General features: G+C 34.9%; 17 protein-coding genes and 1 pseudogene. 13 read left to right on the top strand and 5 right to left on the bottom strand.

Annotated elements, in window-relative coordinates; all coding sequences use genetic code 11:
* Positions 1–21: 21 nt before the first annotated feature.
* On the bottom strand, positions 22–198 hold the full coding sequence (locus C568_RS0113215; RefSeq protein ID WP_006095268.1) for a DUF1272 domain-containing protein: 177 nt from the start codon (positions 196–198) through the stop codon (positions 22–24).
* Positions 199–372: 174 nt separating this feature from the next.
* Positions 373–933, bottom strand: a complete 561-nt coding sequence (locus C568_RS0113210) for a cysteine hydrolase family protein (RefSeq protein ID WP_018781789.1) — start codon at positions 931–933, stop codon at positions 373–375.
* A 126-nt stretch (positions 934–1,059) separates the two neighbouring features.
* On the opposite strand from C568_RS0113210, the gene C568_RS0113205 reads away from it, so the two are divergent.
* Both C568_RS0113205 and C568_RS0113200 read left to right on the top strand, forming a co-directional pair.
* A complete protein-coding gene (locus tag C568_RS0113205; protein ID WP_018781788.1) occupies positions 1,060–1,920 on the top strand; it encodes a LysR family transcriptional regulator in 861 nt (286 codons plus the stop codon).
* 92 nt (positions 1,921–2,012) lie between these two features.
* A complete protein-coding gene (locus C568_RS0113200) occupies positions 2,013–2,882 on the top strand; it encodes a pentapeptide repeat-containing protein (protein ID WP_018781787.1) in 870 nt (289 codons plus the stop codon).
* A 107-nt stretch (positions 2,883–2,989) separates the two neighbouring features.
* Here the strand turns inward: C568_RS0113200 and C568_RS0113195 are convergent, their stop codons facing one another.
* Complete coding sequence (locus tag C568_RS0113195; RefSeq protein WP_018781786.1) at positions 2,990–3,877, bottom strand: DMT family transporter; 888 nt, start codon at positions 3,875–3,877, stop codon at positions 2,990–2,992.
* A gap of 239 nt (positions 3,878–4,116) precedes the next feature.
* On the opposite strand from C568_RS0113195, the gene C568_RS0113190 reads away from it, so the two are divergent.
* The 9 genes and pseudogenes from C568_RS0113190 (at position 4,117) to C568_RS0113150 (ending at position 12,330) form a co-directional block, all read left to right on the top strand.
* Positions 4,117–4,491 carry an SH3 domain-containing protein gene (locus C568_RS0113190; protein ID WP_018781785.1) on the top strand — a complete coding sequence of 125 codons (375 nt, stop codon included), beginning with the start codon at positions 4,117–4,119 and terminating at the stop codon, positions 4,489–4,491.
* Positions 4,492–4,686: 195 nt separating this feature from the next.
* Positions 4,687–5,134, top strand: a pseudogene (locus tag C568_RS35405) (SRPBCC family protein).
* Positions 5,135–5,269: 135 nt separating this feature from the next.
* Complete coding sequence (locus C568_RS0113180) at positions 5,270–5,677, top strand: MerR family transcriptional regulator (RefSeq protein WP_018766274.1); 408 nt, start codon at positions 5,270–5,272, stop codon at positions 5,675–5,677.
* Between the two features lie 124 nt (positions 5,678–5,801).
* The gene (locus C568_RS0113175) at positions 5,802–7,124 is read left to right on the top strand and encodes a hemolysin family protein (RefSeq protein WP_018781783.1); all 1,323 of its coding nucleotides are present in this window, start codon (positions 5,802–5,804) and stop codon (positions 7,122–7,124) included.
* Positions 7,125–7,177: 53 nt separating this feature from the next.
* On the top strand, positions 7,178–7,588 hold the full coding sequence (locus C568_RS0113170; RefSeq protein WP_018781782.1) for an ATP synthase subunit I: 411 nt from the start codon (positions 7,178–7,180) through the stop codon (positions 7,586–7,588).
* 288 nt (positions 7,589–7,876) lie between these two features.
* Complete coding sequence (locus C568_RS0113165; RefSeq protein ID WP_018766277.1) at positions 7,877–8,422, top strand: DUF2179 domain-containing protein; 546 nt, start codon at positions 7,877–7,879, stop codon at positions 8,420–8,422.
* A 465-nt stretch (positions 8,423–8,887) separates the two neighbouring features.
* The gene (locus tag C568_RS0113160) at positions 8,888–9,505 is read left to right on the top strand and encodes a hypothetical protein (protein WP_018781781.1); all 618 of its coding nucleotides are present in this window, start codon (positions 8,888–8,890) and stop codon (positions 9,503–9,505) included.
* A gap of 352 nt (positions 9,506–9,857) precedes the next feature.
* Positions 9,858–11,405: a malate:quinone oxidoreductase gene (locus C568_RS0113155; protein ID WP_003198678.1), complete on the top strand. Its 1,548-nt coding sequence runs from the start codon at positions 9,858–9,860 to the stop codon at positions 11,403–11,405.
* Positions 11,406–11,889: 484 nt separating this feature from the next.
* Positions 11,890–12,330, top strand: coding sequence for a YaiI/YqxD family protein (locus tag C568_RS0113150; protein WP_018781780.1), 441 nt, complete (start codon positions 11,890–11,892; stop codon positions 12,328–12,330).
* A 216-nt stretch (positions 12,331–12,546) separates the two neighbouring features.
* On the opposite strand, the gene C568_RS0113145 is transcribed toward C568_RS0113150, so the two are convergent.
* The gene (locus C568_RS0113145; protein ID WP_000915549.1) at positions 12,547–13,062 is read right to left on the bottom strand and encodes a DinB family protein; all 516 of its coding nucleotides are present in this window, start codon (positions 13,060–13,062) and stop codon (positions 12,547–12,549) included.
* Positions 13,063–13,481: 419 nt separating this feature from the next.
* Here C568_RS0113145 and C568_RS0113140 point away from each other — a divergent pair, with 419 nt between their 5' ends.
* Positions 13,482–14,354, top strand: a complete 873-nt coding sequence (locus C568_RS0113140; RefSeq protein ID WP_026008611.1) for a YitT family protein — start codon at positions 13,482–13,484, stop codon at positions 14,352–14,354.
* A gap of 230 nt (positions 14,355–14,584) precedes the next feature.
* The gene (locus tag C568_RS0113135) at positions 14,585–15,055 is read left to right on the top strand and encodes a GNAT family N-acetyltransferase (protein WP_018781779.1); all 471 of its coding nucleotides are present in this window, start codon (positions 14,585–14,587) and stop codon (positions 15,053–15,055) included.
* A 61-nt stretch (positions 15,056–15,116) separates the two neighbouring features.
* Here the strand turns inward: C568_RS0113135 and C568_RS0113130 are convergent, their stop codons facing one another.
* A complete protein-coding gene (locus C568_RS0113130; protein WP_018781778.1) occupies positions 15,117–16,301 on the bottom strand; it encodes an MDR family MFS transporter in 1,185 nt (394 codons plus the stop codon).
* Positions 16,302–16,344 lie beyond the last annotated feature (43 nt).

The following is a 16,344-nucleotide window of genomic DNA, read 5'->3' as shown; positions in this document are numbered from 1 at the left end:
AAGCTACTGGTAGCTTTGCTTTTATTGTTTCCTTTTTGGTCTACGTACTAATTCACCACCGCAGTTTGGACACACTTGATTCGTTTTTTCTGTGCATGGTGCACAAAATGTACATTCATACGTACAAATATAAGCCTCCGAATCTGTTTGAAGTGAAGTGTTGCAAGTTTGACAGTTTGTTTTCATTTCTAATGCCATATGATTTCCTCCTACTTGTATGAATGTTTGTAATTTAATGATAATATAAACGGGAGAATATGTCTTTTTCATATGAAAGTATATTTGGAAGTTAAATTAGCATTTGCAATGAAATGTGCTATTTTATTTTGAAATTGATTGTTTAGTGACTTTTAAAGATTCATTAAAGGGGATTTAAAGCAAATCTATAAGTTTGTTAGTTGCTAAAACGGTAGCAAACATTTCATGAAGACTTACTAATGCAAGCTTATGGATATCTTCTGCATGATGATAATTTCCATCATATGAGATTCTACCAAATGTAGCTGTCGCATCTGAAACGACATAAGTTGAAAAACCTAAATTACCAGCCATACGTGCTGAAGTGGATACGCAATAGTCCGTTGTTAAACCGATAATGACGGCAGTTTCATAATTGTGTTCTCGTAAATATGCTTCTAAATTGGTTCCGATAAAAGCGCTATTCACATTTTTTTGAAATACTGGTTCATTTGGAAGTGGAGTAGCAAATTCTTTAAATTCACTTCCGCTGCTTTCTTTTCTTAATGGGTGATTTTCTTTATTTGAGATGTGCTGCACATGAATTACAGGACGATTTGTTTTTCTCCATGTTTGTAATATAAGTTCCATGTTTGTTTCAGCATGTATATTATTGCGTTGTCCCCAGTAAGAATCATCGAATCCTTTTTGAATATCAACTAGAATAAGTGCAGCATTTTTAGGTAATCGATTCATTTGTTATTCTCCTTTTCAAAAATGATTTATTTTCCATATGGTAATGATATCAATTATTGTAAAAGTAGAGAATTTCCAGTATTTTTGAAGGGTATAACAAAAAGTTTGAACAAGGGGATAAAGAGGATGGAGATTGAGTGGTTACGATGTTTTTTACTTTGCTCAGAGTATAAAAGTTTTTCAAAAGTAGCGGAGCATTTTCATATGACACAACCTGCAGTAAGTAAGCAGATAAAGAAATTAGAAGCTGAATTAGAAGTGGAATTATTAAGTAGATCTCCACAAGGTATAGAATTAACAGAGGCTGGTATGTATTTTCAAAAAAGAATAATTCCATTCGTTAAAGAATGGGATGGCATTAAACAAGCAATGAAAGACATGGGAGAATCCGTACGTGTAATATTAGGTTTACTACCTAGTCTTGCAGCATTCTATCTTCCAGAAAAACTTGTTGGAAGCCAAAGTGAGAATATGAATTTAGAAACGAAAGTATATGATATGTCTAAAGAGATTATGGAAGATATTTTATCAGGGAATTTAGATGTAGGTTTAGTAGATGAAAAGTGGGTACCAAAAAAGCTTTGGAATAGGCAGTTGTTTGTGGAACCATATGATGTAGTTTTTCAAAAGACACATCCGCTTAGTAAAAGAGAAAATGTAACCATAAAGAAGCTGTTATCGGAGAATTTAGTTATGTATCCAATCGGTTGCGATATTCGAAGAGCGATTATGGAAGAGTTTGAAAGATTGGAAGTAAAACCTAATATTAGTTCTGAGGTATCGTTTCGAGACTTTATTCTTGGGATGGTTGCTGCAGGGGCGGGAATTACAATTGTTCCACGGACGATTTCAGAACGTATTGAACATTTGCCACTGCGTACGATACCCATCCGGGATTTTCAAAAACAAAGAGCAATATATTTGATTGCACGAAATGAAAGGATTGGTAAAGCTCTCTTTAAGATGTTTACAGGAACTGCTTTGTAATTGTTGGAAGGTACTTTTATTACAAACTATTTCTTTTATATACATATCTATACAAAATTGAACAAGTAATACAGCAACAGGGGGTACATGTTTTGTTAGAGAATAATAATTTTTTGGATTCAAAAAGTGGTGTGAGTTTTAACAGTTTACGCGCTGACTGTGAGAATTGCTTCGGCTTGTGCTGTGTTGCGCTTCCTTTTGCAGCTTCAGCCGATTTTGCTGTTAATAAAGATGGGGGTAAGCCGTGCTCTAATCTACAATCAGATTTTCGTTGCAGTATTCATAAAAACCTTAGGCAGAAAGGTTTTAAAGGATGTACTGTATTTGAGTGCTTTGGTGCGGGGCAAAAAGTTTCTCAAGTTACCTTTGAGGGAGTTGATTGGCGCAAAGGTCCAGAACAGGCAAAGAAAATGTATGATGTTTTTCCAATTATGCACCAACTTCATGAGATGCTTTGGTATTTGAATGAAGCTTTAACGTTAAAGGTGACAAGTCCGATTTATGGGGAGATTCGTGACGCGATTGAGGAGACAGAACGACTTTCAAGGCTTAGTCCAGATTTACTAATGAAAATAAATGTTCCATTACACCGAGCAGATGTAAATACTCTTCTTTTAAGGACGAGTGAACTAGTATGGATGGAGTCACGTCACCGGTATAAAGGGACGAAAAAAAATAAGAGAACTGACCACCGAGGAGCAAATCTCATGGGGGTAAAGCTTAGAAGGGCAGATCTTAGGGGAGCGAATTTAAGAGGGGCATACCTCATTGCTGCTGATCTTCGAGGTGCTGATTTAAGAATGGCTGACTTTATCGGTGCTGATTTACGAGATGCTGACTTAAGCGGAGCAAATCTAACAGACACTATTTTTCTAACTCAAGTCCAGATTAATGCAGCGAAAGGGGACGCAAACACGAAATTACCAAGTTTACTTTCTCATCCAACGCACTGGTCTGCTTGAGAAAAAGGTAAATGAAACATTAGGTTTAATTCAATATAAATGTATGTAATAGCTTTATAATCAAAAACACAGGCCGTATTTTTTTATAGCCTGTGTTTTTGATATTGTTAGTTTTTCTTCTCAAATGTGGCAATGATTACACTAAATATAATAAGAGCACCACCAATAAAAAAGTTACGATTCAACGTTTCATTTAAAAGTAACCAGCCTAATAATGAACCAACAATAGGCTGAAAAAAGAAAAACAATGAACCGATGCTGGCATCCATTAACTCAAGTCCTTTATTCCAAAGAAAAAAGGCTCCAGCGGTCGAGATGATTCCTAAATATAAAATACCTAAAATGATAGTGGTATTTAAGTCCCCAATTGGATTAGATTGTAATTCCCAAATCATGCAGGGTGTAATGAAAAATAGTGAAAAGAAGATTGCGTACGTTGTAATGACTAAAGATGAAAATTGTTGAGAAGCAATCTTTACATAAATAGATAGTAGAGCCCATGTAATCGCAGCCCCCACTAAAATGATTGTGCCGATAAAATAAGAGCCAACTTCTATATCCCACCCAATAACAATTGTGACGCCTAGTGTAGCTAAGACGGTAGAGAGTATTCTGCGAGTCGTTAAGTTTTCTTTCAAAATCAATGTAGCAAACACGACCATAAATGCTGGAGTGGCCGATGTAACTAAAGAGCTTGTGTGCGCATCTGATAATTTTGTTCCAACAAATTGGCACGTAATTGAAACAAAGTAGCCGATGAAGCCAATCCAAGCAAAGAGTAGCCAATCTTTTTTGTTTATTTGTATCGTTGTTTTTTGTTTTCGTTTTGTCGTTTTTAAAATCATGTACAAAACTACAAAGGCAATAATAAAGCGAAGCCAGACAAGTGTGAGAGGCGGAATAAAGTCTAGTACATATTTACTAACAACATACATACCACCCCAAATGCTTGCTGCAAGTGATAAACATATAGCGCCTAAAATTGTTTGTTTCATTGTGAAATACCTCCGTCTATTTATAGGATTGTAAAATAAGGAATCCTAAGACGAGGCATGTTTTTTTATAAAAAATACGTATGCCCGTCTTAGATTATAGACGGATTACAGGTTGATCGTTTTCAAATAGGTTGTTGTAGTACATAAGAATTTCTCCTCTCAATATTTTGTATTTGTTTATCATAAATAAGTTTTATAATAAAAGTATAACTTAATTTTCAGATTATTGGAGGGATAAAATGAAATATGTTGTGATTCAGTCTCACACTAGTAATTATCCAGAACCAATTAGTTTAGAAAAAGGAGATCAAGTGCGAGTTGGTAATATATATTCAGGGCCAGAAAGCTGGAACAATTGGGTGTATTGCCGTGCTGAGCATAGTGGTCTGGCGGGATGGGTTCCAGAGCAAATAATAACATGTGAAAACAGTGATTCTGGTATTGTGCTTGAAACATATACGGCGAAAGAATTAAATGTAGAAAAAGGAGATATTCTCATTGGTTTAAAGGAATTAAATGGTTGGCTATGGTGCAAGAAAATAGAATGTGAAGAAGTTGGTTGGATTCCGAAAGTAAATGTACGGTTAAAGCAAAAGATGTATTTTGAAAATTAATATGATGAAACATGGATAAAAATATAACTCAATTCTTTTCGCCCTTGTGTTATAAATTATAAATTCAAACTCATGAAACTCTAAATAAGAGAAATAATAGTAAAATAACCCTTGTATTTCACTGGATAAAATATGGCATAATCATTTTGTCGCAAAATATATAGAAAAATAAGGGTATGTAAAAGGAGAAAATGAATGAGTTTTGCTATTGAAGTTTTAATTCAAGCAGCAATTGATGTCGTGTTTGAATATGTAAAAGATGATGAAAAAACGAAGAAATGGAATACATTTTTAATCGAAAATCGTTATCCGTTAGAGCGAGTGAAAGAAAATCCACGTGTAGGAGATACATTTATTTCCGCTCAAAAAATGGGTAAGAAAATATTTGAGTCGGAAGTGGAATTTTTAGAATGTGAAGCGCCGTATATCATTACTCTTGGCGGTGAGATGAAACAAGGATATTCTACTACAACATACATATTGTAAGAAGAGGAAGGCACACTTCTTATATTAATTGTTGAGTATACACCTAGCAATCTATTCTATCGTATTTTATATAAATTAACAGGTTGGATGTATGGATCAGCTTGAACGTTTAGCAGAGTGTGTAGAAGCTACTCATAATAAAGAAAAAGAAATATAGGAAGAAGGAGATCTGCAACATATAGCGGATCTTTTTTGCATATATTGTGAATAATAAACCGTCACGTTTGACTGTATAGTTTATGTATTGTATGATGTTCTTAACATAAATGGGGAGGGAAAAATCGTTGGGAAGGTGTATCGAATCGGACAGTTGGCTCACTTGGCTCACGTATCGAAACGAACGATTGATTATTATACGAATCTAGGTATCTTAAAAGCGGAGCGATCTCAATCTAATTATCGCTATTACGACGAAACAGCATTTGAAACATTACAATTTATTGAGAAATGCAAGGAAATGCATATGCCGCTTTGTGAGATTAAAGAGAGGATCGAGGAGAGGAAGAAGCTGCTCGGTATCAATGAACACGTTTCGAAACAAGTGAATGAAGTGACAAACCATATCCATCGATTAGAAACAGAGCTAACACAGTTGAAACCTCTGTTAGATGGGTTAACAGATTCACAACGTGAAAAAATATCGAAATCTTTATCGGGTCAAACGACAGCTTTAATACAAACACTGATACTATTTTTATAGTTGAAGTTGGATCCAACTCTTTTAATTTCTGTATAGGGCTATGTTTTCTAAAGAAACAGAGAATAAGAAAACATTATAAGTATACAGGAGGTGAACACCTTAGTTTTTTTACTAAGGGGATTCATTGGAAATATTTAATTTAGTCATGGTTGCGATTTTAATCGCATTTACTGGATTTTTCGTAGCAGCAGAGTTTGCGATTGTTAAGGTACGTTCAAGTCGTATAGATCAGCTTGTTGCGGAAGGAAAACGCGGTGCGTTAGCAGCAAAAAAGGTAACAACAAATTTAGATGAATATTTATCTGCTTGTCAGTTAGGAATTACAGTAACGGCAATGGGACTTGGTTGGTTAGGTGAACCGACAATAGAAAAGCTATTGCATCCATTATTTGAGAAATGGAACTTAAACCCTTCTATTTCACAAGTATTGACTTTTGGCCTTGCATTTATGACAATGACGTATTTGCACGTTGTAGTAGGGGAATTAGCTCCGAAAACAATGGCAATTCAAAAGGCTGAAAGAATAACTTTATTATTTGCTGGACCTTTAATGATGTTCTACAAAGTGATGTACCCGTTTATTTGGGTACTAAATAGTTCAGCGCGTGTCGTAACTGGCTTATTCGGTTTGAAACCAGCTTCTGAACATGAAGTAGCACATACGGAAGAAGAGTTACGTCTTATTCTTTCAGAGAGCTATGAAAGTGGAGAAATTAATCAAGCAGAATATAAGTATGTAAATAATATCTTTGAATTTGATAATCGCATTGCGAAAGAGATTATGGTACCACGGACAGAAATCGTCGGTTTCTATCTCGAAGATTCAGTAGAAGAACACATGAAAATTATCCAAAGCGAACGATACACACGTTATCCAATCTTTGGAGAAGATAAAGATGATATTATCGGTATGGTCAACGTAAAAGACTTCTTTATTCGATATATGAAAGGCGATACAGAAGATTTATCATCTATTCGTACGTATATGCGTCCGATTATTGAAGTGATGGAAACAACTCCAATTCATGATTTACTTCTGCAAATGCAGAAAAAGCGAATTCCAATGGCTGTATTATATGATGAGTACGGAGGTACAGCCGGAATTGTAACGCTTGAAGATATATTGGAAGAAATCGTCGGCGAAATTCGTGATGAATATGATGAAGATGAACATCCACCAATTCAACACGTAAATGAACATCATAAAATTGTTGATGGAAAAGTGTTGATTTCAGAAGTGAAAGATTTATTTGGTCTACACATCGAGGAAGAAGATGTGGATACAATTGGTGGATGGATTATGATGCAGAATCATGAAATTGAAGAAGGACAATGTGTCGAAGCAGAGGGATATGAGTTTAAAGTTCTTGAAAAAGATGCATATCAAATTAAGCGCGTTGAAATTCGAAAAATTGATCATCAACAAGAGAAAGCAGCAACTGTATAGGTTGCTGCTTTCTTTTTCACCTATCGCAAAACTTGAAACAAGGAGCGGATATTTTGATTGAAGTTGCGTTACGAGTATACAAACTACAATTATATATGATCTTTAGTGGTTTACTACTTCTATGGACGATAACGCCTTTTTCAAAGCAAGTTACTGGATTCGGGATCGGATTAGCTGTAAGTGCATACTGTCTTTGGTTGTTAGCCAGACGAGTTGAAAAGATTGGGAAAAGTATTATATTAAAACAACGTGCGCCTGGATTAGGAATTTTAAATCGTTTTGCAGCTGCGATACTAGGTGCGATCATTATGTATGAAATTGAACATGAAATGGAAATGTGGGCATTTGGTACGGGCATTTTAGGTGGTCACTTTTTAATGATTGCGAATTTGGCTTATGCGAATATGCAGTTAGTAAGAGAAGAAGAGGAAAAAAGAAAAAGGGTTACACAGGATTCAAAATAAGAAGATAAAGTGAAACTTTAATCAGTGGGGGTTCTTTATCTCCCACTGATTATTAGTTGAACCAATCGGGCTTTTACGGGCAGTTGATCCCTACCTTCCTTGTTCTCCCTGAATCTTGAGGTGGGGGTCTTACTGCCCGTTAATGCGGGATAAAAGGGAACCGAAAACGGTTCTTTTTTTATTTTCTTATTTTTTCATGGGAAAATAAAAAAATTTAGAAAACCCATCGCTTTCTAAAGGTTATATATGTTATTATGACAAAAGACTTTTTGAAAGAGGTGGATGCAAATGTTACAAGCGCTACTTATTTTTGTACTTCAAATTATTTATGTTCCAGTTTTAACGATCAGGACGATTTTGCTTGTAAAGAATCAAACAAGATCCGCTGCTGGTGTAGGATTACTAGAAGGGGCAATCTATATTGTAAGTTTAGGAATTGTGTTTCAAGATTTATCAAATTGGATGAATATTATAGCCTATGTGATCGGTTTTAGTGCCGGACTTTTATTAGGCGGTTATATAGAAAATAAATTGGCAATTGGGTATATTACATACCAAGTTAGTTTACTAGATCGTTGCAATGAGTTAGTTGATGAGTTAAGACATTCAGGATTTGGTGTAACTGTATTTGAAGGGGAAGGGATAAATTCCGTACGCTACCGTTTAGATATTGTTGCGAAACGTTCCCGCGAGAAAGAGCTTTTGGACATTATTAATCGAATTGCACCGAAAGCGTTTATGTCTTCCTATGAGATTCGCTCTTTCAAAGGCGGCTACTTAACAAAAGCGATGAAAAAACGAGCATTGATGAAGAAGAAAGATCATGCTTCATAAAAAAATTAGCTAATTTCTTTTGATTTAATAGTGTTACACATTGTATAAAAAGAAAAGGATAGATGCAGGCAGAAGCAATCTGAGTGATCTATTCTTTTTTTTTGCCACAAAAGAGTTCATTTGCTACTACAACATAAATGGTTTGTAGTATGGAAGGGTGACTTGTTGATATAATAGCTGAAAAAGAAAGTTTTAAATAAATTTGATATTTGTTTCGCATCGTCATCTTTTATTTTTAAATACTCAAGAGATATTTTGTTCTAGACATCATTTTTTCGTTACAGTGCGTATAAGAAGATAAGGAATTGCGGGAACAGCTGAAAATCGCATATGCGAAGATGTATGAAAGAATATGATCAGTTAATTGGAGAAGGGATTTGAATTACCAAAAGAGAATATGTTTAGAATCTATAAACTGTTTTATTCCAACATAATGATATTAATTGAAGACGAGGAGGAAAAAGCGTGTATAAATTACCGTTAGGCTTACAAATACCAGATCGAATACCAGATCGAATTGGGGGGGATGATTACCACACTATACAACAAAAACGGGCGAGAGCGAACATTGTGGAAGGATACAAGATGAGAGAGATTGAAGGTGAAAAGTTTCAGTATTTTACCGAAATCAATATTGATGCTGATAGAATTTGGCACTTGTTTGTAACATTAGTTAATACAATGATTAAAGAAGGGATAGCTTATGGAATTGTAGGAATGAAAGGGGAAGAGCCCGTTCTTAGTCGCTTTACTGAATCTGACCGAATCATGAATCTTTTCAAAGAATATAAATTTGAACTTACAAATGATGGATTTCTCCAATTTGGAATCGCGACTGAAGATGGTACATCCTATAATGAAATTTTTGTGACAAGCTTTAAAACCTTTCAAGTGTGGAGTGAAAACAAAAGTGACGTTCTAACTGCATTGAATCAACTGCATTTAAAGGAGTATAAGGACCTGGATTTCATTCATGATTTTCCAATAGAGTCAAAAGCACTTTCTCCACAACAATACCCTGGGATTCGACATTACACAGAGGTTTTGGAAGAATTGGAAAAAGCTTTTTCTCTCTTATTATAATGAATATGTTCTGAAATAGGAAATCATAAGAAGGCGAATAAAGAGGTTTATAAAAGAAAAAAGTACATCACTTTAGATAAATGGTGTACCAATGGATATATAATGTGTAACCTTATATAGTTTTTCTTTATTCTGTAAGAGTAGACTTCTCCTTTTTATGTAGAAAAGTAGAATTTATTTTTGTAAAAAATCTATATTCTTTCTTAAATCGTTAATAATTATCAGATAATACTAGATATTTTAGTCTATTAATTATTATAATAGAGTATGAGATGGTTATATTTGAGGCAGGAGAGATAGGTTCCTAGGTAGGGGTCTAGGCGACGCTTTGCTTTTTGCGACCTTTAAGCAGATGCACCTACTCTTTTTTGCTAATATAGGGGATGGAGAGATTATCATGAGCAACATGCAGCAAAAAACAGACGTTATCTTAATTGGTGCCGGAATCATGAGCGCGACTTTGGGATCATTACTGAAAGAGTTAGTACCTGAATGGGAAATCAAAGTGTTCGAGAAACTCGCAAACGCAGGAGAAGAAAGTTCTAACGAATGGAATAATGCGGGAACGGGCCACGCTGCACTTTGTGAACTGAACTATACATCCGAAAAATCTGATGGATCTATAGATATTCGTAAAGCTATCAAAATTAATGAACAGTTTCAGCTTTCAAGACAATTTTGGTCTTATCTTGTAAATAGTAATCTGATTCGTAACCCGCAAGACTTTATCATGCCAATACCTCATATGAGTATGGTGCAAGGGGAAGAAAATGTAACGTTTTTGAAAAAACGTTTTGAAGCGCTTTCAAACAGTCCGCTGTTTCAAGGAATGGAATTTTCTGATGACCATGAAAAGCTGGAGGAGTGGATGCCACTTATTATGGAAGGGCGTACATCGAATGAGCCAATAGCGGCAACGAAAATCGATTCTGGAACGGATGTCAACTTTGGTGCTTTAACACGTATGTTGTTTGACCACTTGCAGAGTAAAAATGTCGAAATAAACTACAAACATAGTGTCGAGAATATTAAACGTGCTAGCGACGGATCATGGGAAGTGAAAGTGCATGATATGAATAGTAGTAAAATCGAATACCATACTGCAAAATTCGTCTTTATCGGCGGTGGGGGCGGAAGTCTGCCTTTACTACAAAAAACCGGTATTCCTGAGTCAAAACATATTGGAGGGTTCCCGGTAAGCGGATTATTTATGGTATGTAACAATCCGGAAGTTGCAGCGCAGCACCATGCAAAAGTATACGGTAAGGCTAAGGTTGGTGCTCCGCCAATGTCTGTTCCGCATCTTGATACAAGATATATTGACAACAAAAAAACATTGCTGTTTGGACCGTTTGCCGGCTTCTCACCAAAGTTCTTAAAAACTGGTTCGAATTTTGATTTGATAGGTTCCGTAAAACCGAATAATGTCCTCACTATGATGGCGGCAGGCGTAAAAGAGATGTCATTGACAAAATACTTGATCCAGCAAGTTATGTTATCGAATGAAAAGCGCATGGAAGAATTACGCGAGTTTATTCCGAACGCCAAAAGCGAGGATTGGGATATAGTGGTAGCGGGACAACGTGTGCAAGTTATCAAAGATACTGATGCCGGTGGTAAAGGAACACTTCAATTTGGTACGGAAGTTGTTAGTGCCGCTGATGGCTCGATAGCTGCATTGCTCGGCGCTTCCCCGGGTGCTTCTACCGCTGTTCACGTTATGCTTGAGGTATTAGAAAAATGCTTCCCACAACATATGAAAGAGTGGGAACTGAAAATAAAAGAAATGATTCCTTCTTATGGCGTGTCACTAGCGGAAAACCCAGAGCTTTTCCAAGAGATTCATACTTCAACAGCGCAGACGCTTGATCTAAGCCAAAAAGAACTAGTTTACAGTTAATTCTTTGGATGTAGGAACAAGGGTATTTAAGGAAGTTAAACAGTTCAATAAAAAAATATAAACGGTAAAGAGATTATACTAGGAAAAATAAAGAAGAAAGAAAATGAAATACACAAAAGAGACTATAAGTAATTTGTAAGCAAATAAAAAACAAATATCTGATAAATAGTTAGTGTTTTATCTGAAGAAGTTAGTGTTAAAGGTTTTACATTATAAAATACTAATTCTATAACAATTGTGTTGATTGACAATAAAGTTGTTTAACAAATATTATCAAGACCTAAATCAAAAAAAGTCATAAAAAATAAAGGGTGATACATATTAGTCATGTATAATATGTATCACCCTTGTAATTCTTGTTCCACAATCGCGCCCTTTAATAGAATATCTGTTTTTTTAATGATTTTAGGTAAAGCATCTTCGTTTGACAAAAGCTAAATCTGCCATTATCATCAACTCGAACTTATTTATGGGAGTGATAAAGATGAAAATTTATGTTGATGCAGATGCTTGTCCGGTAAAAGATATTATTATCTCTGAAGGTACGAATGCTGAAATTCCTGTTATCCTTGTTACTAGCTTTTCTCATTTTTCTAATGCGGAACAACCATCAGGAGTGGAAACGATTTATGTTGATTCTGGAGCAGATGCTGCGGATTATCGGATTATGAAGTTAGCAGAAAAAGAAGACATAATCGTTACGCAAGATTATGGTCTTGCTTCGCTAGGTTTAGCAAAGGGGTGTACGGTTCTTCACCATAAAGGGTATAGCTATACAAATGAAAACATTGACCAATTATTACAAACACGTTATTTGAGTGCAATGGCTCGAAAAAGTGGAAAGCGTACAAAGGGGCCAAAACCATTTACATCAGAAGATAGGGAGAAATTTAGGGAGCTTTTTAAAAGAGCGATTTCACTTTAAAAAAGAACTGTCCATTTTTAAGGAAAACCAAGAAAAATAATATTTTGACAAGTATTTCAGTTCTTTTTTAAGCCTTACACTACACTCACATGAATCAACATTATAAATATTTGATGTAGCATATTAATGGTACCATATTCTATCAAATGACTTAATATACAAGAAAAGACGCTTTTCTAAATAAACGCGCCCGTTTGTGAAATTGGCAAAGGCAGTCTAATTATCGAATAGCCCTCTTCCTCTCAGATTTGCGGAAACAGGCTCCTTTCCTATTTCACGTGCCCATATAGATAACTGACCAATATGGTGGATTTCGTGGACAATGACATGACGTATGATTTCTCCGTGTGTACATTCAATGACTCGGCGCCTGATTGGTGCGTCTCTAGAGCTAATCGGTTCTTCATTGAAATCAGTTTCTGAAAGTTTCCGAGAATCCATTTCATTTGTCCAAGATGTCACAAATGGTTTCACTTTCTCATGGTATTGAGCTGAAAGATTTTTCACTTTTTGTAAGCTAGCATAATCCTCAAACAATGGCTCCTCAGGCACTGGTTCACCTCGCAAACCTAAGATCCACATATATTCCACATCTACAATGTGAAATAGGGTATGTAGGATACTGCCGAACCCACCGACCCGTTTCTTTAATAGTTCTTCATCCGGTATGTCTTCGCACAATGTAAACCAATCATCACGAACTTGCCAGTTATATTGAAACAGTTTCAACATCACAACAACCTCCATCTTTTATAGATTTAATATTTAATTTTCACCAAAAGACTTCAAAATCCTTTTTTAAATAATAACTCTAAAAAAGCCTGTTAAAATCCTCAACAAACTGGCCCGTTTGTTGAACAAGCAGGGACGGATAACGGCCGATCTCGCATTTAACTCTTACAATAAAGTCATTCACCAATATGCCCGTTCTGTAATTCCACAATCGGGCACCTTGTTGAATAACAGCTTAAAAGAAAATTGGTTATCTTTTTTACATGTTAGAAGAGATTGTGAAAAAAATCACTTAAAGAGGAAAAATACTTCAAGAAATATTCTGATGGAAATGTGTTAGAATAGTTATTAGGAATGAGTCTAACTGATTAAAAATGTGTAGTAATGAAGAGAAAAAAAGTTTGAAGCGAGGAAATGATATGAGTACAATCAAAAAGAACAAGTCCCATAAACTAAAAATCGTTTTACGAGCATTAATGATTATTATTGGGGCATTTATAACAGCATATGGACTAGAATCAGTATTAATCCCAAACAACGTATCAGATGGTGGTGTGACGGGCTTAAGTATCGTTAGCTCAGAACTATTTGGATTACCATTAGGAATTCTAATTGCAGTCATTAACATCCCTTTTGTTTGGTTAGGATATAAGCAAATTGGTAAAAGTTTTGCTGTTTATTCGGTTATCGGTATTGCTTCACTAGCAATCGGTACTGTTCTTATGCACCAAGTACCAACTATTATTGAAGGGGATACATTGTTAATTACCGTTGTTGGGGGAATTATCATCGGCTTTGGTATGGGGTTAGCATTGCGTAACGGTGGCGCATTAGATGGAATTGATATGTTAGCCGTATTACTTTCTCGAAAATTACCTTTTGGGACAAGTGATCTCATCTTATTTTTAAACATGTTTGTCTTTATTTTTGTCTCAACAGTATTTGGTCTTCAAGGAGCTATTCTTTCGGCAATTGCTTACTTTATTGCTTCTAAAGTAATTCACATCGTTGAAGTAGGTTTAAGTGGTTCTAAAACCTTTAAAATTATCACGAAAGAACCTGAATTAATGGTAGAAACAATTCGAGATCGCTTAGGTCGAAGTGCAACGTATAATGAAGTTTACGGCGGTTATTCAAAGGAACAATTTAAAGAAATCACTTGTGTCATTAACCGTTTAGAAGAAAGTAAAATGAAAGAACTCATTCATGAAATTGATGAAAATGCCTTTATTACTGTATATGACGTAGCAGAAGTAAAGGGCGGTAATTTCAAAAAACATGATATTCATTAATGGTTTCACAAAAAAACACCTTTTAGTTTTACTAAAAGGTGTTTTTTATACTGGATATTATTGTGGGTTTGAAATACAGTTTAACCGTTTATAAAAAGATGAACCGGAATGATCTACATTTCGTTTGTTCTTATTGAACGATAGAGCAGTTGTGTGGAAGAAGAAATTGGTGGTGAAATTTTAAATATATGAGAATATGCTTATTATAATAAGAGGAGACATAACAAAAAGTGAAGATTATAAAGTTTAAGGAAGCTGATACTGAAGAGATTATTTCTTTGTTTTATGAAACGGTTCATTCAGTAAATTTGAAAGATTATTCTCAATTAGAATTGGATGCTTGGGCGCCAAGAGATGAAAAAGAATCTAAAATGAAATCTTGGAAAGAATCATTAGATCGAAATATAACATTTGTTACAAAAGTTAATGATAAAATTGTTGGATTTAGCGATCTAACGCATACTGGCCACTTAGATAGACTGTATGTTCATAAAGATTATCAAGGACAAGGTATAGCCACAGCTTTAGTAAATATGCTTGAATCTGAGGCGAAAACATTAAATCTTTTAGAAATTGATACAGAAGCAAGTATTACAGCTAAGCCATTTTTTGAACATGGAGGCTACAAAATTGTTTGTTCACAAACTGTAGAGCGTAAAGGTGTTACACTGACTAATTTTAAAATGATAAAAAAATTATAATTATTTTATGAAAAGCACCGTTCAATAGACTGGACGGTGCTTTTCATTGCATTATATACGTTTATAATCCTGTATGAATCATCTCTTTTTCATGTTTTTGCTCCATATTTTTTAAAATATGAAGCAAAATAAAACCTGTAACACCAAGTGTTCCCAAAATAAACCAAGGTGTATACGTCCCTTGCATCTGTGATGTAAGCCATGTTCCTGTATAGTTTCCAATTATAAAGCCAATAGCAAGTGAGAGCTGATAAAAACCAAAATATGTAGCTGTATAAGATTCATTACTATAATTCGCAATTGTAATGTCAGCATTAGGCAATACAAGCGTTTCACCGATTGTAAATAAAATAACACAAACAAATAGCCAATACGGATCTTGAAATAAGGGGATTAGTAAAAAAGAAATTCCCATTAATAGAACGCCATATTTTACAATCGATAGTGTATTGTATTTGTGAAAGATTTTCCTAAAGGCGATCATAAATAAAACGCCTGTAATAGCATTCAATGTAATAACAATTCCTCCTAATTTTTCATTATGACTGATGTTGGTCATATGAAGAGGAAGAGCAACAGTAAGTTGAGTGAACATAATGTAAAAGAAAATCATGATGCCTGAGAATGAGAGGAAATGCTTGTTTTCAAAGACGACTTTGAATCCAGATAAGAGCTGTACATTTTCTGTAGAAACTTGAAAGTGATTTCTAAGAAGATAAAAAAGGACAGCAAATAATAACATGAGTGATCCGGTAAGTATAAATGGATACAAAGGATTCCATATGAGTAACAGGCTGCCAGCAATTGGGCCGATAATAGCTCCGCTGTTAAAAGCAAGATTTAAGTATGTAAATAAATCTTTTCGGATACGAGCAGGTTGTGAGCCAAATACAGCGCGTGCAGCGGGTTCATAAAATGCAGTTCCAAATCCAATTAGTGAAGCAGAAATTGAAATAGTATGAAACTCTGAAAATATCCCTAAACAAATAAAGCCAATGCCTCTTAATAGTAAACCAGATATCATCATAATCATATAGCCTACTTTGTCGGCAATGATACCAGAAAATAAAGGGATAACTCGTGATGTGATAGTCATAATTGTTAAAATTGTTCCTACTTGCATGGCAGAAAAGTGTAAAAAATTAGATAAATAAATAGCGAGAAAGGCATACACAGCAAAGTATCCAAATGCCATGAAAAAGGAAGAAATGAGTATAAAACGTATGGGTATTGAAAAGTTCTTCATAAAATCCCTCCTGTGATGTAACCATTAAAACATTTTAATGGTT

This window comes from Bacillus sp. 95MFCvi2.1, assembly GCF_000374965.1.
Lineage (GTDB): Bacteria > Bacillota > Bacilli > Bacillales > Bacillaceae_G > Bacillus_A > Bacillus_A pseudomycoides.
Note: the sequence above shows the minus strand (reverse complement) of the source record. Positions and strands in the feature narration are given on the sequence as shown.

What these genes read in the sequence shown, in the direction of transcription:
- C568_RS0113210 (WP_018781789.1), bottom strand. Translation starts at nt 933, where the DNA reads ATGAATCGATTACCTAAAAATGCTGCACTTATTCTAGTTGATATTCAA.
- C568_RS0113190 (WP_018781785.1), top strand. Translation starts at nt 4,117, where the DNA reads ATGAAATATGTTGTGATTCAGTCTCACACTAGTAATTATCCAGAACCA.
- C568_RS0113195 (WP_018781786.1), bottom strand. Translation starts at nt 3,877, where the DNA reads ATGAAACAAACAATTTTAGGCGCTATATGTTTATCACTTGCAGCAAGC.
- C568_RS0113145 (WP_000915549.1), bottom strand. Translation starts at nt 13,062, where the DNA reads ATGTTGAAACTGTTTCAATATAACTGGCAAGTTCGTGATGATTGGTTT.
- C568_RS0113165 (WP_018766277.1), top strand. Translation starts at nt 7,877, where the DNA reads ATGTTACAAGCGCTACTTATTTTTGTACTTCAAATTATTTATGTTCCA.
- C568_RS0113215 (WP_006095268.1), bottom strand. Translation starts at nt 198, where the DNA reads ATGGCATTAGAAATGAAAACAAACTGTCAAACTTGCAACACTTCACTT.
- C568_RS0113155 (WP_003198678.1), top strand. Translation starts at nt 9,858, where the DNA reads ATGCACCTACTCTTTTTTGCTAATATAGGGGATGGAGAGATTATCATG.
- C568_RS0113130 (WP_018781778.1), bottom strand. Translation starts at nt 16,301, where the DNA reads ATGAAGAACTTTTCAATACCCATACGTTTTATACTCATTTCTTCCTTT.
- C568_RS0113140 (WP_026008611.1), top strand. Translation starts at nt 13,482, where the DNA reads ATGAGTACAATCAAAAAGAACAAGTCCCATAAACTAAAAATCGTTTTA.
- C568_RS0113205 (WP_018781788.1), top strand. Translation starts at nt 1,060, where the DNA reads ATGGAGATTGAGTGGTTACGATGTTTTTTACTTTGCTCAGAGTATAAA.
- C568_RS0113150 (WP_018781780.1), top strand. Translation starts at nt 11,890, where the DNA reads ATGAAAATTTATGTTGATGCAGATGCTTGTCCGGTAAAAGATATTATT.